Annotated in this window: 17 protein-coding genes; 8 read left to right on the plus strand and 9 right to left on the minus strand. The window is 69.0% G+C overall.

Annotated elements, in window-relative coordinates; all coding sequences use genetic code 11:
* Positions 1-55 precede the first annotated feature (55 nt).
* Positions 56-700, plus strand: coding sequence for a TetR/AcrR family transcriptional regulator (locus FEK34_RS18045; protein ID WP_138448965.1), 645 nt, complete (start codon positions 56-58; stop codon positions 698-700).
* Here the strand turns inward: FEK34_RS18045 and FEK34_RS18050 are convergent.
* Complete coding sequence (locus FEK34_RS18050; protein ID WP_249359341.1) at positions 665-1096, minus strand: MarR family winged helix-turn-helix transcriptional regulator; 432 nt, start codon at positions 1094-1096, stop codon at positions 665-667. The two genes, FEK34_RS18045 and FEK34_RS18050, sit on opposite strands and share 36 nt — an antisense overlap.
* Before the next feature lie 111 nt (positions 1097-1207).
* On the opposite strand from FEK34_RS18050, the gene FEK34_RS18055 reads away from it, so the two are divergent.
* Positions 1208-2335, plus strand: coding sequence for an NADH:flavin oxidoreductase (locus tag FEK34_RS18055; protein WP_138448966.1), 1128 nt, complete (start codon positions 1208-1210; stop codon positions 2333-2335).
* A gap of 169 nt (positions 2336-2504) precedes the next feature.
* On the opposite strand, the gene FEK34_RS18060 is transcribed toward FEK34_RS18055, so the two are convergent.
* Complete coding sequence (locus tag FEK34_RS18060; protein ID WP_138448969.1) at positions 2505-3260, minus strand: hypothetical protein; 756 nt, start codon at positions 3258-3260, stop codon at positions 2505-2507.
* A 131-nt stretch (positions 3261-3391) separates the two neighbouring features.
* Between FEK34_RS18060 and FEK34_RS18065 the strand changes: the two genes are divergently transcribed.
* Both FEK34_RS18065 and FEK34_RS18070 read left to right on the plus strand, forming a co-directional pair.
* Positions 3392-3838 (plus strand): Zn-ribbon domain-containing OB-fold protein, encoded by a 447-nt coding sequence (locus FEK34_RS18065; RefSeq protein ID WP_138448971.1) that lies wholly within the window; start codon positions 3392-3394, stop codon positions 3836-3838.
* A complete protein-coding gene (locus tag FEK34_RS18070; RefSeq protein WP_138448973.1) occupies positions 3831-5033 on the plus strand; it encodes a lipid-transfer protein in 1203 nt (400 codons plus the stop codon). The genes FEK34_RS18065 and FEK34_RS18070 overlap by 8 nt, the downstream gene beginning before the upstream one ends.
* Before the next feature lie 305 nt (positions 5034-5338).
* Here the strand turns inward: FEK34_RS18070 and FEK34_RS18075 are convergent, their stop codons facing one another.
* The 3 genes from FEK34_RS18075 to FEK34_RS18085 all read right to left on the minus strand — a co-directional run bounded on the left by FEK34_RS18075 (position 5339) and on the right by FEK34_RS18085 (position 7402).
* Positions 5339-6094, minus strand: a complete 756-nt coding sequence (locus tag FEK34_RS18075; RefSeq protein WP_138448974.1) for an SDR family NAD(P)-dependent oxidoreductase — start codon at positions 6092-6094, stop codon at positions 5339-5341.
* Positions 6095-6263: 169 nt separating this feature from the next.
* Positions 6264-7118, minus strand: a complete 855-nt coding sequence (locus tag FEK34_RS18080; protein ID WP_138448976.1) for a helix-turn-helix transcriptional regulator — start codon at positions 7116-7118, stop codon at positions 6264-6266.
* 80 nt (positions 7119-7198) lie between these two features.
* Positions 7199-7402 carry a hypothetical protein gene (locus FEK34_RS18085; RefSeq protein WP_138448978.1) on the minus strand — a complete coding sequence of 68 codons (204 nt, stop codon included), beginning with the start codon at positions 7400-7402 and terminating at the stop codon, positions 7199-7201.
* A 173-nt stretch (positions 7403-7575) separates the two neighbouring features.
* Between FEK34_RS18085 and FEK34_RS18090 the strand changes: the two genes are divergently transcribed.
* Complete coding sequence (locus FEK34_RS18090) at positions 7576-8133, plus strand: TetR/AcrR family transcriptional regulator (RefSeq protein ID WP_138448980.1); 558 nt, start codon at positions 7576-7578, stop codon at positions 8131-8133.
* A 31-nt stretch (positions 8134-8164) separates the two neighbouring features.
* Here the strand turns inward: FEK34_RS18090 and FEK34_RS18095 are convergent, their stop codons facing one another.
* The 3 genes from FEK34_RS18095 to FEK34_RS18105 form a co-directional block, all read right to left on the minus strand.
* Positions 8165-9247 carry an alpha/beta hydrolase gene (locus tag FEK34_RS18095; RefSeq protein WP_138448983.1) on the minus strand — a complete coding sequence of 361 codons (1083 nt, stop codon included), beginning with the start codon at positions 9245-9247 and terminating at the stop codon, positions 8165-8167.
* 194 nt (positions 9248-9441) lie between these two features.
* Positions 9442-10188 carry an IclR family transcriptional regulator gene (locus FEK34_RS18100; RefSeq protein WP_138448985.1) on the minus strand — a complete coding sequence of 249 codons (747 nt, stop codon included), beginning with the start codon at positions 10186-10188 and terminating at the stop codon, positions 9442-9444.
* The gene (locus FEK34_RS18105; RefSeq protein WP_138448987.1) at positions 10185-11645 is read right to left on the minus strand and encodes an APC family permease; all 1461 of its coding nucleotides are present in this window, start codon (positions 11643-11645) and stop codon (positions 10185-10187) included. Before FEK34_RS18105 ends, FEK34_RS18100 begins: the two co-directional genes overlap by 4 nt.
* A 251-nt stretch (positions 11646-11896) precedes the next feature.
* Between FEK34_RS18105 and eat the strand changes: the two genes are divergently transcribed.
* Genes eat through eutC form a run of 3 tightly spaced genes read left to right on the plus strand, consistent with a single transcriptional unit; the run spans position 11897 to position 15531 of the window.
* The gene (gene eat, locus FEK34_RS18110) at positions 11897-13336 is read left to right on the plus strand and encodes an ethanolamine permease (RefSeq protein WP_138448989.1); all 1440 of its coding nucleotides are present in this window, start codon (positions 11897-11899) and stop codon (positions 13334-13336) included.
* Complete coding sequence (locus FEK34_RS18115) at positions 13333-14739, plus strand: ethanolamine ammonia-lyase subunit EutB (RefSeq protein ID WP_138448991.1); 1407 nt, start codon at positions 13333-13335, stop codon at positions 14737-14739. The genes eat and FEK34_RS18115 overlap by 4 nt, the downstream gene beginning before the upstream one ends.
* 15 nt (positions 14740-14754) lie before the next feature.
* Entirely contained in the window at positions 14755-15531 is a 777-nt protein-coding gene (eutC, locus tag FEK34_RS18120) for an ethanolamine ammonia-lyase subunit EutC (RefSeq protein ID WP_138448993.1), read from the plus strand.
* Between the two features lie 195 nt (positions 15532-15726).
* Here eutC and FEK34_RS18125 read toward each other — a convergent pair whose 3' ends face one another.
* Positions 15727-16155, minus strand: coding sequence for a MarR family winged helix-turn-helix transcriptional regulator (locus FEK34_RS18125; RefSeq protein WP_138448995.1), 429 nt, complete (start codon positions 16153-16155; stop codon positions 15727-15729).
* Between the last annotated feature and the right edge of the window lie 32 nt (positions 16156-16187).

The raw sequence follows: 16187 nt of genomic DNA on the forward strand, positions 1-16187 counted from the left end.
CGCACGCGGCAGCCGACTACCGCCCGGCGGCATAAGTGTCGAGTAGAACAGGACTATGAATCAGCGTCGAGATGACGATGTGCAGTCCGAAGTGCCCCAGGCGCGTAAGCGAACCGGGGGCCGCTCGGCGCGGGTGCGCGCGGCGGTGCTCACCGCGACTCTGGATCAGGTGATCGAGCACGGCATCGAGGGATTGACGATCGGCGATGTAGCCGCCCGGGCCGGCGTCGCCGAGACGACGATCTATCGGCGCTGGGGCACCCGCACGGCGTTGATCGCCGAGGCCGTCACCGAGCTCGCCACCGCCGATAACCCGATGCCCGACACCGGAGCTCTCCGCACGGATCTCTTGGTGCTGGCCGAGCAGATTTCCGAGCTGATCGCGCGCCCGGGAATCGCGCGATTGCTCGGCACGGCCATTGCGCTGTCGTCGGACCCCGAAGTCGACGCCGCCCGCCGCCGGTTCTGGCGCGACCGGTTCGAACGAACGGCCGAGGTGATCACGAGAGCGGTCGGGCGGGGTGAGCTACCCGAAGACGTGGATCCGCGGGCCGTGATCGAAACGCTTGCCGCGCCCTTGTATTTCCGCCTGATGGTGGGGGAAGAGTCCATCGACGAGGGGTTCCTGGCGCGCTGCGTCGCCGATACTCTCACCCTCCACTGCTCAGTCCGGCCGGGTGCGGAAAACGCGGTCCAGTAGGGTGCCGAGCTGATCGCGTTCCTCGGCGCTGAGCCGGTTCAGACCCTCCTGGGTGGTGCGCATTTTCGCGCGGATGGCGTTGGTGACGCGCTCGCCCTCGGGGGTGATGACGAGGTTGGTGACGCGTCGGTCGAGGGCGCTGGGCTCGCGGCGTACCAGGCCGCGCTTCTCCAGGCGGTTGATGATTCCGGTCACGTTGGAGGCGTCGCAGGCCAGGATGTCGGCCAGAGCGCGCATCGCGACCGGTCCCCGGCGCAGCACCGTCAATGTCTTGCCCTGGCTGGCGGTGAGATTCTCGCTCGCGGCGGCGATCGTGAAGTCCCCGTAGTAGACGCCCAGTGACACCGAGAGCAGCTCCATGAGCTGGGCCGTATCGATCGGGGGCGCTTGTGTCATGCCACCAGCCTATCCGCAGAAACTTGACTATCTCAAATACTTACCTCTACCGTGGGCGATTGCTTGAAGTGCTCAACCATTGATGTTGTCAAGTAACCCCAGGAGTATCCAGTGACCACCACCGCGTCCGCGGCCTCCCGCACCGCCGAGGTCCTGTCACGGCCCGTCCAGCTCAACGGCCTGACCGTCCCGAACCGCATCGCGATGGCGCCGATGACGCGCATGTTCTCGCCCGACGGTATTCCCGGTGATGATGTGCGGTCCTATTACGCCCGCCGCGCCGCCGCAGGCGTGGGCCTGATCGTCACCGAAGGGACGTACGTCGGCCACGCATCGGCAGGCAACAGTGACCGGGTGCCGCGCTTCCACGGCGAGGAGCAGTTGGCCGGGTGGGCGAAGGTCGCCGAGGACGTGCACGCGGCGGGCGGCACCATCGTGCCGCAGCTGTGGCACATCGGCATGGTCCGCAACCAGGGTGAACAGCCCTACCCCGATGCTCCCGCCGTCGGCCCGTCCGGCATCCGCGTCGACGGCACCGAGGGCGCGGGCAAGGCCATGACGCAGGCCGACCTCGACGACGTCATCGGAGCCTTCGCCGACGCGGCCGCGGCTGCCGAGCGTATCGGCTTCGACGGCGTCGAATTGCACGGTGCGCACGGCTATCTCATCGACCAGTTCCTGTGGGAGCGCACCAACCGCCGCACCGACGGCTACGGCGGTGACGCGGTGGCCCGCACCAAGTTCGCGACCGAGATCGTGGCCGCGGTGCGCGCGGCCGTCTCGCCCGAATTCCCCGTGATCCTGCGCTATTCGCAGTGGAAGCAGGAGGCCTACGACGCGCGGCTGGCCGAGACCCCGCAGGCGCTCGAGGCGATCCTCGCCCCGCTCGTCGCGGCCGGCGTGGACGCCTTCCACGCCTCCACCCGCCGCTACTGGCTGCCGGAGTTCGAGGGCTCGGACCTGAACCTGGCGGGCTGGACCAAGAAGCTCACCGGCAAGCCTGCCATCACCGTCGGCTCGGTCGGTCTCGACGGCGATTTCCTGCACGCGTTCCGGGGCCGGGGCGCCGAACTCGGCAGCCTCGACAACCTACTCGACCGGATGGAGCGCGACGAGTTCGACCTCGTCGCCGTCGGCCGCGCGCTGCTACAGGACCCGGAGTGGGCGTCGAAGGTGCTCGAAGGACGCCTCGATGAGCTGAAGCCGTACGATCCGGCCGCGCTGAAGACGCTGAGCTGAACGAATCGCCCTGTGCGATAACAGTTCTCACTGTCACGATCCCGGACGCCGGACTGCCGATGAGTCAGGGTCCCGCCGACGGCGTGCTGCCGTCGGCGCATCGTTCGCCACGGGGCCGGTATCAGCCGTGTGATTGCGGCGCCGGACGCTACCCCACCTGCCGCGCCTGTCAGTAGTCGAGGGCATGTTCGGGCTGACAGACCTCCAGGGGCGACGGCAGGTATCGCACTATGGCGTTCACCAGGGGCGCGACCTCGCCGCGCGGCGTCGCATCGCACAGCACGGGCACGGCGTCGCCGACATAAGTGAGGCGGCGGACGCGGTCATGCAGCATTTCCGGTGACATCGACGGCACACCAGCATCGGCCGAAGTGGCACCGGAATTCCTGACCGCGTCCCGCAACCGGCGGTACCACTGCTCGGCGAGTTCCCACTGCCGCCCGTAATACGCGGCGGCCACCGGCGCGATCGCCCACATCGGAATCAGGTCCAGCACGCCGTCGAAGCGCGCGCCGAGTCCGTGCGGAATGTGCAGCACCAGTGGCACCGCCCCGTGGGTGCCCGCGATGGTGCGCACGCAGCGATCGAAATCGGCGCCGGGCCGATCGAGGCCGGTCACCAGGCACAGCCGCGCGACTTGGTGATCGTCGGCGACGCGCAGCGCCGCCTCGAGTCGCGGGCAGCTCGTGGTGGCGTTCATGACGGCCAGCACGCCGTCGGCCAGGCGGATGGATCGCTCGAGGGTCGCGATCGGCGCGTGGCTCGACAGTTCGGCGAGCCGGATCGTGTGGCCGGCCGTCCCCGCGAACGGCTGCGTCCTGGCCATGGCGCGGTGCAGACGGTGGACGACGCGCGTCGTATCGCCGGGTTCGCCGACGACCGTGACGTTGCGAATCGACTGCGGGTCAATGAGTTCGGTGCCCATCGCGTGGTGATCTCCAGGTCGACTCCAGGCGGCGATCGCCTACCCGATCCGGCCTCACCGTACCTCCGCCCGTGGTTTCCGGAAGCGGAATTCCGGCCCAAAATAGAACGTGTTCCTATAACGTCGGGTTCGTGCAGAAAGAACAACGCCCCGCCGTGGCCGACTGGTTCACCGCCGATGACGGCACGGTGCGCCTGAAGGGAAGCCGCTGCACGACCTGCGGCACGCCGTACTTCCCGCGCAACACCCTGGCCTGCCGGAATCCGCAGTGCCCGGGCCCGAAGGACGGCTCCGAGCTCACCGAATACCTGTTCTCCACCCGTGGCCGGATCTGGTCGTATGCCGACGCCCGGTACAAACCGCCGGCGCCCTACGTCTCGCCCGATCCCTTCGAGCCCTATGTGGTGGCGGCGGTGGAACTCGACGTCGAGCAGATGGTGATCCTCGGCCAGGTGGTGCGTGGTCTGACGGTCGACGATCTGGCGGTCGGCATGCCCGTCGAGCTGACGCTCGGCGTGCTGTACGAGGACGAGGAAGCCGAGCACACGGTGTGGATGTGGAGGCCGGTCGATGCCTGAATCGAATGACCGCGATATCGCCGTCCTCGGTGCGGGAATGCACCAGTGGGGCAAATGGGGACGCAACTTCGTCGAATACGGGCTGGTCGCAGCGCGTGCCGCGCTCGCAGACGCCGGGGTGGACCACCGCGACGTCGGCTACATCGCCGGTGCCGACACGATCCGCAACGGCTACCCCGGTTTCGTCGCCGGCGCCACCTTCGCCCAGGCGCTGGGCTGGTCGGGTGCGCGGATCTCGAGTAGCTATGCCGCCTGCGCCTCCGGCGCTCAGGCCATCGCCAACGCGCGGGCCCAGATCCTGGCCGGACTGTGCGACGTGGCCCTGGTCGTCGGCGCGGATGCCGCCCCGAAAGGCTTCTTCCAGCCGGTCGGCGGTGAACGCCGCGACGACCCCGACTGGCTGCGGTTCCACCTGCTCGGCGCGACCAACCCCATCTACTTCGCGCTGTATGCCCGCCGCCGGATGGCGCTGCACGGCGCCACCCTCGACGACTTCGCCGCCGTCAAGGTGAAGAACGCCCGGCACGGCCTGAACAACCCGTACGCCCGCTACCGCAAGGAGGTCTCGGCCGAGGAGGTCGCCGCCTCGGCCATCGTCTCCGACCCATTGCGCCTGCTCGACATCTGCGCCACCAGCGACGGCGGCGCCGCGCTGGTACTGACGTCGATGGACTACGCCCGCCGCCACGGCGTCACCGACCCCGTCCGCATCCGCGCCCTGTCGACGGTCACCCCGACCTTCCCGAAAACCGTGCTCGACCTACCCGATTTCGCGACGGACTCCGCCGTGGCCGTCGAACCCCCACCCCGCGAATTCCGCTCCGCGGTCGCACACGCCGCCTACGAAGAAGCCGGCCTCGGCCCCGACGACCTGTCCCTCGCGGAGGTCTACGACCTGTCGACCGCACTGGAACTGGACTGGTACGAGGACATCGGCCTCTGCGAGAAGGGTGGTGCCGAAGCCCTGTTACGCAGCGGCGCAACCACATTGGGTGGACGCATCCCCGTCAACCCGAGCGGCGGCCTGGCCTGCTTCGGCGAAGCGATCCCCGCGCAGGCCATCGCCCAGGTCTGCGAACTGACCTGGCAGTTGCGTGGCCAGGCCGACGGGCGTCAAGTGGACGATGCCCGCGCGGGTATCGCGGTGAATCAGGGTCTGTTCGGCCACGGTTCGGCGATCATCGCGACCCGCTGAACTCGGGGCGGCCACGTCGCTCCGCCCGCACGGGACCGCGACGGCGAGGGTTTGTCCGCTCCCGAAACAAACCACCGAACCCTTCACCCGATGGACCGGGTGGGAGGTTCGGTGGCTGTGGTCATACGGAGCAGCCAGGCCGGTACCGGCGGTACAAGCTCCCGCCCCGCACCACAACGTCGGCCCGGCGCGGCGCGGCCGTCGTGGTCACGCGGGCCGATCGCGCGCCGGTGTGCTATTTGCCGAGATTCTGCGCAGGTGCAGGTAGGAAGCCTGCACCTGCGGCGGGTCGGATGCTTACCGGGTTATCGATTGGCGACCGATCCCACCAGCCCGCCGTCGACGACGAGGTCCTGGCCGGTGATGTAGGAGGCGTCGTCGGAGGCGAGGAAGGCCACGGCGGCGGCGACTTCCGCGGCGTGGCCGATGGTGCCCAGCGGTACCTGTGCGGCGTTGTGTGCGTCGGCGTCGGGGTCGCTGTTCGCGTCGCGATACATCTCGGTGTCGATGTAGCCGGGGCTGACCGAGTTGACGCGGATTCCTCGGGGTGCGAGATCGGAGCCGAGGGTGCGCGCCAAGTTGTGCACCGCGGCCTTGGTCGCGGAGTAGATCGAGGCGACCGGCAGGCCGCGGTGCAGCGTCCACGAGGCGTTGAGGACAATCGCGCTACCCTCCTTCAGCAGCGGCACGGCCTTCTGCACGGTGAAGAACACGCCCTTGAAGTTGACGTCGAGGGATTGGTCGACGTCGGCCTCGGTGAGCTCGGTGCTGGGTTTGAAAAGGCCGACGCCGGCATTGGCGAAGACAGCGTCGAGGTGGCCGCGCCAGGTCTGGATGGCGCGCATCAGCGCATCGAGGTCGTCGAGGTTCGCCACGTCGGCGCGCACGGTGAGCACCCGTGGTCCGGCATCGAGTTCGGCGGCGGCGCGCTGCAAACGGGCGTCGTCGCGTCCGGTGATGATGACGTAGGCGCCTTCGTCGAGCAGACGACGGGCCGTCGCCAGGCCCATGCCCGAGGTGCCGCCGGTGATCAGGACAGTGCGGTTGGTGAATCGTTGCATGGGAACGATCCTGCGGGCGGCACGGGGATTCGAGCAGTGCGCAACGAACCTGGGTCTGCCACCACCACCCTCGCCGGTACCGCCTTCAGCCACATCGCGTGCACGACGCCTTCGTACTCGTCGCGGCACCAGTGCCACCGTCGCTCGCACGTGCCGCACCGGCGACCGGCTATCCGACTGTCGCTGCGAGCAGGGTGGTCAGCCGCTGCTCGGTTTCAGTATCCGCCGACGGCGTGTGCAGCAGCAGCCGATGGCCGGGCAGATCGGGCAATAGCAAGGTGGTGTAGTCGAAGACCAGCTCGCCGGCCTCCGGATGGTCGAGAACCTTCGTGCCCGTCGTCGTGTCGCGCACCTCGTGCTCGGCCCAGATCTCGGCGAATTCGGCGCTCACCGAACACATATCGTCGGCGAGCCGGCCGAACTCCGGATCGTCCGGATAGCGTGCGGCGTCCGCCCGGAACTGGGCGACGATGGCCCGAGCGGCATCATGCCAATGGCACAGCGACGATCGATAGCGGCTGCTGGTGAAGAAGGTGACCAGGCAGTTGTGGTCCTCTTCGCCGTATCCGAACACCAACTCGGCCGCCCGGTTCACCGCCGCCAGATTCCAATGCCGATCCAGCACGTAGGCCGGGCGCGGCAGCCAGGAGTCGATGACGCGCCGCAACTCCTCCGGAACCGGGCGACTCGCGGACGCCGGTGGCGGCGGATTCAGCCCGGCCAGCAGGTAGAGGTGCTCACGCTCGGCCGCATCCAGACGCAGCACCCGGGCGATCGCATCCAGCACCTCACCGGAGACGTTGATATCGCGCCCTTGCTCCAGCCACGTGTACCACGACACGCCGACACCAGCCAGGACCGCCACTTCTTCGCGGCGCAGCCCCGGGGTGCGACGGCCACGAGTATCACCTACGGCCATGCCCGCATCAGCCGGAGACACCCTGGCTCGCCGGGACCGGAGAAATTCCTTCATCTCGGCGCTCCGTCGGGCCCGCGCGTCGGCGGGAAGTGTGGTCAACCGCATGCAGAAGATCGTAAGTGCCGGGATCCAGGTCGCTCTGGGTTGTCTCGGACCCGCCTTGCGGCGGGTCGCAAGGCAGCCGGTCAGTGTGTTCCGCGCAGTACAGCTTCGTAGAAGCGGATCCCACCGGCGAGCGCTTCGACGGTGAGCTGTTCATCGGTGGAGTGGATACGACCGCGTGCTTCGGCGTCGAGTTCGACGGGGTAGAAGCGGTAGACGTAATCGCTGATCTGGGCGAGGTGCGGGCGTATGTAGCGAGTCGACGTCGTCTCACTCGCATACGTCACCTCTGAGTAGGGCCGGCTATCGCGCAGGCTCCAGGTGGCCGGCGCATGCCGACTCCCGTTCTCGGCCACCGCCGGCCTCGCCACGATCAGGTGAAGACCTGCGTCGCCCGCCGTCTTGGCGGACGGTCAAGATAGCATCGGGTGGGTCGGGCAGTGAGCGATCGGAGTCGGTGATGCCTCGTAACAGACGTCCACGGGATCGCGAGGAGAAGCGCGGGGAGATCGTTGCCGCGGCGCGGCGGCTGTTCGTCGAGCAGGGGTACGAGGCGGTGTCGGTTGCGCGGATCGCGCAGGAGGCCGGGGTGGTGTCCAACACCGTGTACTGGTACTTCCAGGACAAGGATGCGGTGCTGATCGCGGTGCTGGACGAGGTGCTGGCCGATTCGATGAAGCGATACAACGCTCGCGCGCACACCGATCTGACAGATCAGCTGGAGTGGGTCGTCGCCGAACTCGAGCAGGTGAGCCGGCTGGTGACCACGGTTCATGCGCGGTCCAAGGAGTCGGTGCCGGTCCGCGAGTGGCATGAGCGGTTCCATGCGCTGGCCGAGGGGCTGTTCCGGCTCGAGCTGGCCGAACTCGGGTTCACCACTGACGACCTCGACGCGGTGGTGACCATGGGGGTATTCGTCATCGAGGGTCTGCTGATGCATTCGGCGGAGGTGGCCGACAAGCAGGCGGTCCTGTCGGCCTTCGTCCGCGGCGCCCGAGGACTGGCACTGGCCTCGTGAACCGCGGACTGAGCTTCGAAACCTTTGGGGCCTAACGGAATTGGTCGGTCAGGAAGGCAACCTGGTCGCGGATCGCTCGTTCGAACTCGGTACCGACATAGATGTCGAAGTGCTCGCACGGGTAGCTCCGCACATCGACGTGGGGGAGTCCGGAGGCGTGCGCGATGGTCGTGGCCGCCGGGGCGACGGCGTCGCGGTCGCACACGCACACCAGGGTGGGAGCCTGGATGCGCGCCATCGCCCGGCCCGGCCGATAGAACGGCAGCCGCAACACCAGTCGCGCCGCGAGCGCGTTCACGGCGGTGAAACTGTCGTCGGGGCCGGTGAACATGCCCCATATGCTGTCGGTGCCCGACGCGGTCGCGGTGTCCTGGTCGGAGAGTTCGATATTCGTTGACAGCTGCGCGCGCACCTTGGGCAGGCGGCGCAGCGCGGCACTGGCCTTCGCCGACAGCCGGGTGCCCGCGGGAACGAGCTCCGAGGCGCCGGAGACGGTGTCGGGCGACACCAGGAAGGCGGGCATCCACCACGCGCCGGCCATCGGCGCGAGCACCGGCTTCGCACCGAACCACGATCCGGCGGTATCCAGCAGCCCGGCCGCGGTGAGCGCGAGCGCGCTGAGCGCTCCGGCACGCAGCCGCGCCAGCAACGACGCGGGCCCGTCGGTGAACGGGCACTGCGCCACTACCGCAGCGACCCGCCCGTCGTCAGCGGCCACCTGCAACACATGCCCGCCGCCGAACGAGCTGCCCCACACCGCGATTCGCTCGGTGTCGACATCGGGTAGCGTGCGCGCGAAAGCGAGCGCGGCATGCCAATCGGCGAGCTGCTCGCCGATATCGATCAGCTGGCGCGGCGTCCCGCCACTGGCCCCGAGATACCGGTAGTCGAACACCAGCACCGACCACCCGGCCGCGGCGAACCGCTCGGCGAACGCATCCAGGCGCAGCTGCCGCACCGCACCGAGCCCATGCCCCATCACGACCATCGGCCGCGGCCCCGGCGTCGCGGGGGTGTACAGCCACGCCGCACACTCCTGCGCGCCGGAGGGGAACCGCACCTCCCGCCTGTTCGTCGCGGTGTCCTCGGCGGGTAGCTGTTCGGTTGTGCCCATGGCGTGCCCTCTCGCGCAATCGTCACATCTTGATCGTCAATCAAGAAAATATTGCCGCAACGGTAGAACTGTCTTGATCGACAGTCAAGAAGGTGAGCTGTTACACGCGCCTCACCGTGCGCCGGCAGTGGCTCCATCCCCGCTCACCGCGCGGCTTCCGCTGCCAGCCGAGGTTGGCGCGGCGCCGCCGTCGGTCAGTACAACAGCGGACCGAGGGCTTTCGCGCACCGCCCCGCCGCGTCCACATGCGCCAGGATCGCGTCGGCGCGGGTGGATGGTCCCGCCAGGCACAGGGCGCCGCGCACCTGTCCCTCCGCGTCGGTGATCGGCAGCGCGGCGCAGCTCAGGCCGGGCTCCAGTTCGTCGACCTGGGTGGCGACGCCGTCGCGGCGTACCGCGTCGAGCTGGGCCGAGAGGGCGGCGTGGTGGGTGACGGTGGCGGGCGTGAGCCGGGGGAGCCGAGAGGGGAGCACCTCGCGCGCATCGGGGTGGTGGGCGAGCAACAGTTTGCCGGCTGCCGAGGCGTGCGGGTACCGGACGAGTTCGCGTTCGGCCCGCACCGGATGGTCGGGATCGGCGTCGATGACGTGCACGGTGCTCGCCCGGAATCCCATCACGTGCACGCCGAATCGCACGGACGCGCGCAGTTCCTCGATCGCCGCGCGGGCCGCGAACGGCACGATCGGCCGAGTGGCCGCGCTGATCAGACCGTCCAGCCGCGCACCGAGTCCGAAACCGCGCAGGTCGGAGGTGCGCACCAGGTACTCCTCGGCGACCAGGGCGTTGAGCAGCCGGTAGGCGGTGGCGGCGGGCAGATGCAGGGCTGCGGCGATCTCTTTCGCGGTCACGCCGAGTCCGAGGGTGGCGACGACTTCGAGGATGCGCAGCGAGTTGGAGACGGTGCTCGGGTGATGCCGGGAGGGATCGCGCAGCGGGCTCATCGGAACGTGGCCGCCCGTGCGAGGTCGGAGCGCTGCGTCTCGTCGTAGATGCCGACCGCCGCGAGCCGCGCGGGCCGGACGACGGCCAGATAGCCGGTGTAGAGCACCGCGGCCGCCATGATGAGGCCGTACACCAGGATCACCCGGTTGCCGTCGCGCACCGTCGAGATCGCCGCATTGCCGGCGAGGAACAGCAGCAGCGTCGCGGTGAGCCCGCCGAGCACCCACACCCGCGCGCTGTTCTCCCCGATGCGCCGCAACAGCACCGGCGCCGACACGCAGACCGCGAAATAGCTGCCCAGATACCCGCAGGCGCTCAAGGTAAGGAACGCGCGCAACCCGTCTTCCGGCGTCGCCCCCACCGCCAGCACCACCACCGGCACCACCGCCACCACCATGAGGGCGGCGAGCGCGGCGTGCGAGGGCGTGCGGAAACGGGGATGCACATGGCCGAAGGTGCGCGGTGCGACCCCTTCGCGGCCCATGCAGAACAGCACCCGCACCAGCGCGTTCATCGACGCCAGCGTGCAGGCGAAGAACGAGGCGGCGATGCCGAGATCCAGGAACGCGGCCAGCGTGCGGGAACCATCGAAGACGAGCAGTTCGACCAGCGGTGTGGAGCTGTCCGATGCCGGCGCGTGCCGCAGCGCGATGGCCAGGATCGGCACCGCGGTGAGATAGATCGCCGCCGAGAGTCCGGGCGTCCACGCCAGCGCGCGCGGGATCGAGCGAAACGGTTGCTGCGCTTCGCCGCTGAGCGTGGTGGAGCTCTCGAACCCGACGAACGCGCTCACCGCGACGACCACGCCGACGGCCAGCAGCTGGAGATCACCGTCGAAGGTGAACACCGAACTCGCCGGGGCGTCGCTGTGATGGGTCGTGATCAGCACCAACAGTACCGCCGCGACGATCACGATCGACACGCACTCCACCCCGAGCGTGGTCCACGCCGACATCCGGATGCCGCGGATGAGGATCACGCCGACGGCCAGCGCCGCCACCACCGCGACCGCCCCCACGGCCACGGCGGGTGTCCCGCGCGCGAGGCCGACGCTCGCCGCGACATGCGCGAGGTAGGCGCCAACGGCGATCAGGCCCGCGATGGACACCGCCCCGTAGCCGACGATCGCCGACCATCCGGTCGGCACCGCGGCCTTCGGTCCGAGCCCGCGCGCGACGTAGGTGTAGAGCCCACCCACCGACGCCATCCGCTGGGCCATCGGCCGGATACAGGCCGCGACCAGCACGGTGAGGATCGCCGCGCACACGAAGGCTACCAGCGCGCCGCCGCCGCCGGCCGTCGCGAGCACCAGCGCGGGGGTGACGCCCGCGGTTCCGGCGGGCGCCACCGCTGCCACCGACTGGGCCAGCACGGGTGCGAACGGCAACCGCCGCCGGTCCAGGCCGCCGACCGGCGACGTCTCGGCGATCAGTCGCCGCCCCTGCGCCTCGGGCATCGCGCTCCGTCCTGTCCGCACGACGCCGCCGGCCGGCGCCGTATCGACGATTATCACAAGCGCGCCGAAGTAAATGTTTCCGGCGTGTTACGCGGGGTGGGAATTTCCGGCGCTCGATTTCTCACAGGAGATTCGACAAACGTAGGCGGCCCGTCATATCCGCTCAGTACGTTGTGCCGACGTGAGCATTTCCGGTTGCGCCCGCGATCGCTGCTCGCCGCCGAATATCCGATGCCCGTATGGAGCCGCAGATGTCTGTTCTCGACGCCGACAAATCCCGGAATCAGGGAAGTGAATCGCATGCAGAATCCAGCGATTACCTGGCCAGACGCCAGCTGAAGCGAGGCAGCGCCGGCTGGCTGCTGCTGGCCGGGCTCGGTGTGAGTTATGTGATCTCCGGCGACTATTCCGGCTGGAACTTCGGCCTGGAACAAGGCGGTTTCGGCGGCCTGGCCATCGCCGCGGTGATCATCGCCGCCATGTATCTGGCGATGGTGCTCGGAATGGCCGAGATGAGTTCGGCGCTGCCCGCCGCGGGCGGTGGATATACCTTCGCCCGGCGCGCGCTCGGCCCCTGGGGCGGATTCGCCACCGGCACCGCCATTCTCATCGAATACGCCATCGCACCGGCCGCGATCGCCACCTTCATCGGCGCCTACGTCGAGTCGCTCGGATTGTTCGGCATCCAGGACGGCTGGTGGGTGTATCTGGCCGTCTACGCGGTATTCATCGGCATCCACCTCAGCGGTGTCGGTGAGGCGCTGAAGGTGATGTTCGTGATCACCGCCATCGCACTGGTCGGCTTGGTCGTGTTCGTCGTCGCCGCGATCGGGCACTTCGATGTGGCCAACCTGACGAACATCCCGGTGAGCGACGCCGCGGGCGCCTCCAGCGTGCTACCCCACGGTTACATCGGCATCTGGGCGGCGATCCCGTTCGCGATCTGGTTCTTCCTCGCCGTGGAGGGGGTGCCGCTGGCGGCGGAGGAGACGAAGGATCCCGAGCGCAACGTCCCGCGCGGCATCGTGGCGGCCATGGGTGTGCTGCTGGTGACCTGCGCGCTCGTGCTGGTGCTCACCACCGGCGCCGGCGGTGCCGAGGCCATGCAGTCCTCGGGCAACCCGCTGGTCGAGGCGCTCGGTGACAGCGGGGCGGCCAAGATCGTCAACTACATCGGCCTGGCCGGACTGATCGCCAGCTTCTTCTCCATCATCTACGCCTACTCCCGCCAGCTGTTCGCGCTCTCGCGGGCAGGCTATCTGCCGAAGTCGTTGTCGGTCACCAATTCTCGCAAGGCGCCGGTGCTCGCGCTGATCGTGCCGGGCGTGATCGGCTTCGGGCTCACCTTCACCGGCCAGGGCGCCATGCTGCTGAATATGGCCGTGTTCGGCGCCGCGGTCAGCTATGTGTTGATGATGACCAGCCACATCGTGCTGCGCCGCCGTGAGCCGGGGATGGCGCGGCCCTACCGCACGCCCGGTGGCATCGTCACCACCGGCTTCGCCTTGGTCGTCGCCGCGTTCGCGGTGGTCGCGACCTTCCTGGTGGACACCAAGGCCGCGCTGTGCTGCCTGGCGGTGTTCGCCGCGTTCCTGGCCTACTTCGGTCTCTACAGCCGCCACCGGCTGGTCGCGAACTCGCCCGATGAGGAGTTCGCGGTGCTGGCCCGCGCGGAGGAGGAACTCGAATGACCTACCACCAGAGCGTTTCCGGCCGGAATTTCAGTTTCGGTTCGCTGGTGGAAGTGCTGGCCAAGGCCACGCCGCTGCGCTCGGGTGATCAGCTCGCCGGCTGCGCGGCCGAGTCCGACGCCGAACGCGCCGCGGCCTGCTGGGTGCTGGCCGATCTGCCGCTGACCACGTTTCTCGACGAGCAGGTGGTGCCGTACGAAACCGACGAGGTGACCCGGCTGATCGTCGACGGCCACGACCGGGCGGCCTTCGCGCCGATCGCGCATCTCACCGTCGGCGGGTTTCGCGACTGGCTGCTGGCCACCGCGGCCACGCCGGACGCCGCGGCGACCCTGTCCGGGATCGCCGCGGGCCTGACACCGGAAATGGTGGCGGCGGTGTCGAAGCTCATGCGCAACCAGGACCTGATCGCCGTCGCCAAGGCGATCACGGTGACCTCGGCCTTCCGCACCACGATCGGTCTGCCCGGCCGGATCTCCACGCGCCTGCAACCCAATCATCCCACCGACGATCCGCGCGGGATCGCCGCCGCCACCCTCGACGGGCTGCTGATGGGCTGCGGTGACGCCGTCATCGGCATCAACCCGGCGACCGATTCACCCAGGGCCACAGCGGATCTGCTGCATCTACTGGATGACGTGCGCACCCGTTTCGACATCCCGATGCAGTCCTGCGTGCTCTCCCACGTAACCACGACGATGGAACTCATCGACAAGAACGTCCCCGTCGACCTGGTGTTCCAGTCCATCGCGGGCACCGAGGGCGCCAACGCGAGCTTCGGCGTCACCCTGCCCATGCTGGCCGAGGCCAACGAGGCGGCGCGCTCGCTGGGGCGGGGGACGGTCGGCGACAACGTGATGTACCTGGAAACCGGGCAGGGATCGGCGCTGTCGGCCGGAGCGCATCTGGGCACCGGCGGCCATCCGGTCGATCAGCAGACCCTGGAGGCGCGCGCCTACGCGGTGGCGCGCGTACTCGACCCGCTGCTGGTGAACACCGTCGTCGGTTTCATCGGTCCGGAATACCTCTACGACGGCAAGCAGATCATCCGCGCCGGCCTCGAAGATCACTTCTGCGGCAAACTGCTCGGGCTGCCGATGGGCGTGGACGTCTGCTATACCAATCACGCCGAGGCCGACCAGGACGATATGGACACCTTGCTCACGCTGCTCGGTGTGGCGGGGGCGGCGTTCGTGATCGCGGTGCCCGGCGCCGACGACGTCATGCTCGGCTACCAGAGCCTGTCGTTTCACGACGCGCTGTATGTGCGTCAGGTGCTCGGGCTGCGGGCCGCCCCCGAGTTCGAGACCTGGCTGCGCGGGCTCGGGATGGCCGACGAATCGGGGCGCATCCTGCCGGTGGACGCGGCCACGTCACCGCTACTCGCCCTCACCGCCCGCTGACCAGGAGGATCTCTCGTGGACATCGACAACGCCGCCGATTCCCCGCACGACGTGTGGGCGCCGTTGCGCCGCACCACCCAGGCCAGGATCGGGCTCGGCCGCGCCGGCGACGCGCTGCCGACCCAGCGGGTGCTGGAATTCCGTGCCGCGCACGCCGCCGCCCGTGACGCCGTGCACCTGCCGTTCGACGCCGCCGGATTCGCCGAGCGGATCGCGGGCCTCGGCCTCGGCACCCCGGCCGTCGTGCGTAGCAAGGCGAGCGACCGCGGCGAGTACCTGCGCCGCCCCGATCTCGGCCGCACCCCCGCCGACCTGTCGCCGCTGTCGCACACCGGTGCCGATATCGGCATCGTGCTGGCCGACGGCCTGTCCCCGCGCGCCCTCGACGCACACGGCCCAGGCCTGCTGGAAGCGCTGGTCGAGCAGCTGCGCCCGCACTACAGCCTGGCTCCGCCGGTGCTGGCCGTGCAGGCCCGCGTCGCGCTGGGCGACCACATCGGCGCCGCCCTCGGCGTGCGCACCCTGATCATGCTCATCGGTGAACGCCCCGGCCTCTCGGTCGCCGACAGCCTCGGCATCTACCTCACCCACCTGCCCACGCCCGGCCGCACCGACGCCGACCGCAACTGCGTCTCCAACATCCACCCGCCCGAAGGACTCGGCTACCGCCGCGCCGCGACCATCACCGCGGGCCTGGTCGCGGGCGCCCGCGCCCTCGGCCGCTCCGGCGTCGCGCTCAAGGACACCTCAGGTGAGGCGTTGTCGGGGACGGAATCGCTGGTGTTGGAATAGTTGTCGGTCCACGAATTGACGCTCGAGTCGATGCCGAGGCACAACAACCGACCGGCGGCATGATCAGTCTGCCCATGATCGCGTGGTCGAGGAGCTCGATGCGAACGCGCTGGGAGTGCTGCCCTGACCAATTCCGTCGGACGCGGCGCACGACGCCAAATTGTCGGACCGCGAGCGGAGGAGCGCGCGCCTGGATTAGGCTCGCTGTCTCCGCCCGGCATCGCCGATGACCAGGAGGTTGTCTTCGTTCTCGATGGTCCAGTCCTGTTCGGCGGCCTGGATCACGGGATTGAGCTTCCGATACAGCTCGGTCCCGCGTTTGCTGAGGTGCAGGCGGACGCGCCGACGGTCGGCCGCGTCGACCTCACGGAAGACCAGCGCCCTCGACACCAAGCGGTCGGTGACGCGCGAAAGCGTGGGCGCGGAGATGTGGGTTCTGGCGCGCAATTCGGTCATCGTGAGTTCGGGTGCGGTCGCCAATGTGGCGATGACCAGCCAGTCATCGATGCCGAGGCCGGTGTCGGAGAGGTGGCCTTCGATGGCGGCGGTCAGCTCGCGGGCGGTGGTGAGGAGCAGCCTGGTCAGCGAACGATCGCTGCCGGACGTTGCGACGTTGTGCTCCATCGAATCCTCTCGAACCGTTGCGGGCGGGTCGA

The sequence above is a fragment of the Nocardia cyriacigeorgica genome (assembly GCF_005863245.1).
Classification (GTDB): domain Bacteria; phylum Actinomycetota; class Actinomycetes; order Mycobacteriales; family Mycobacteriaceae; genus Nocardia; species Nocardia cyriacigeorgica_C.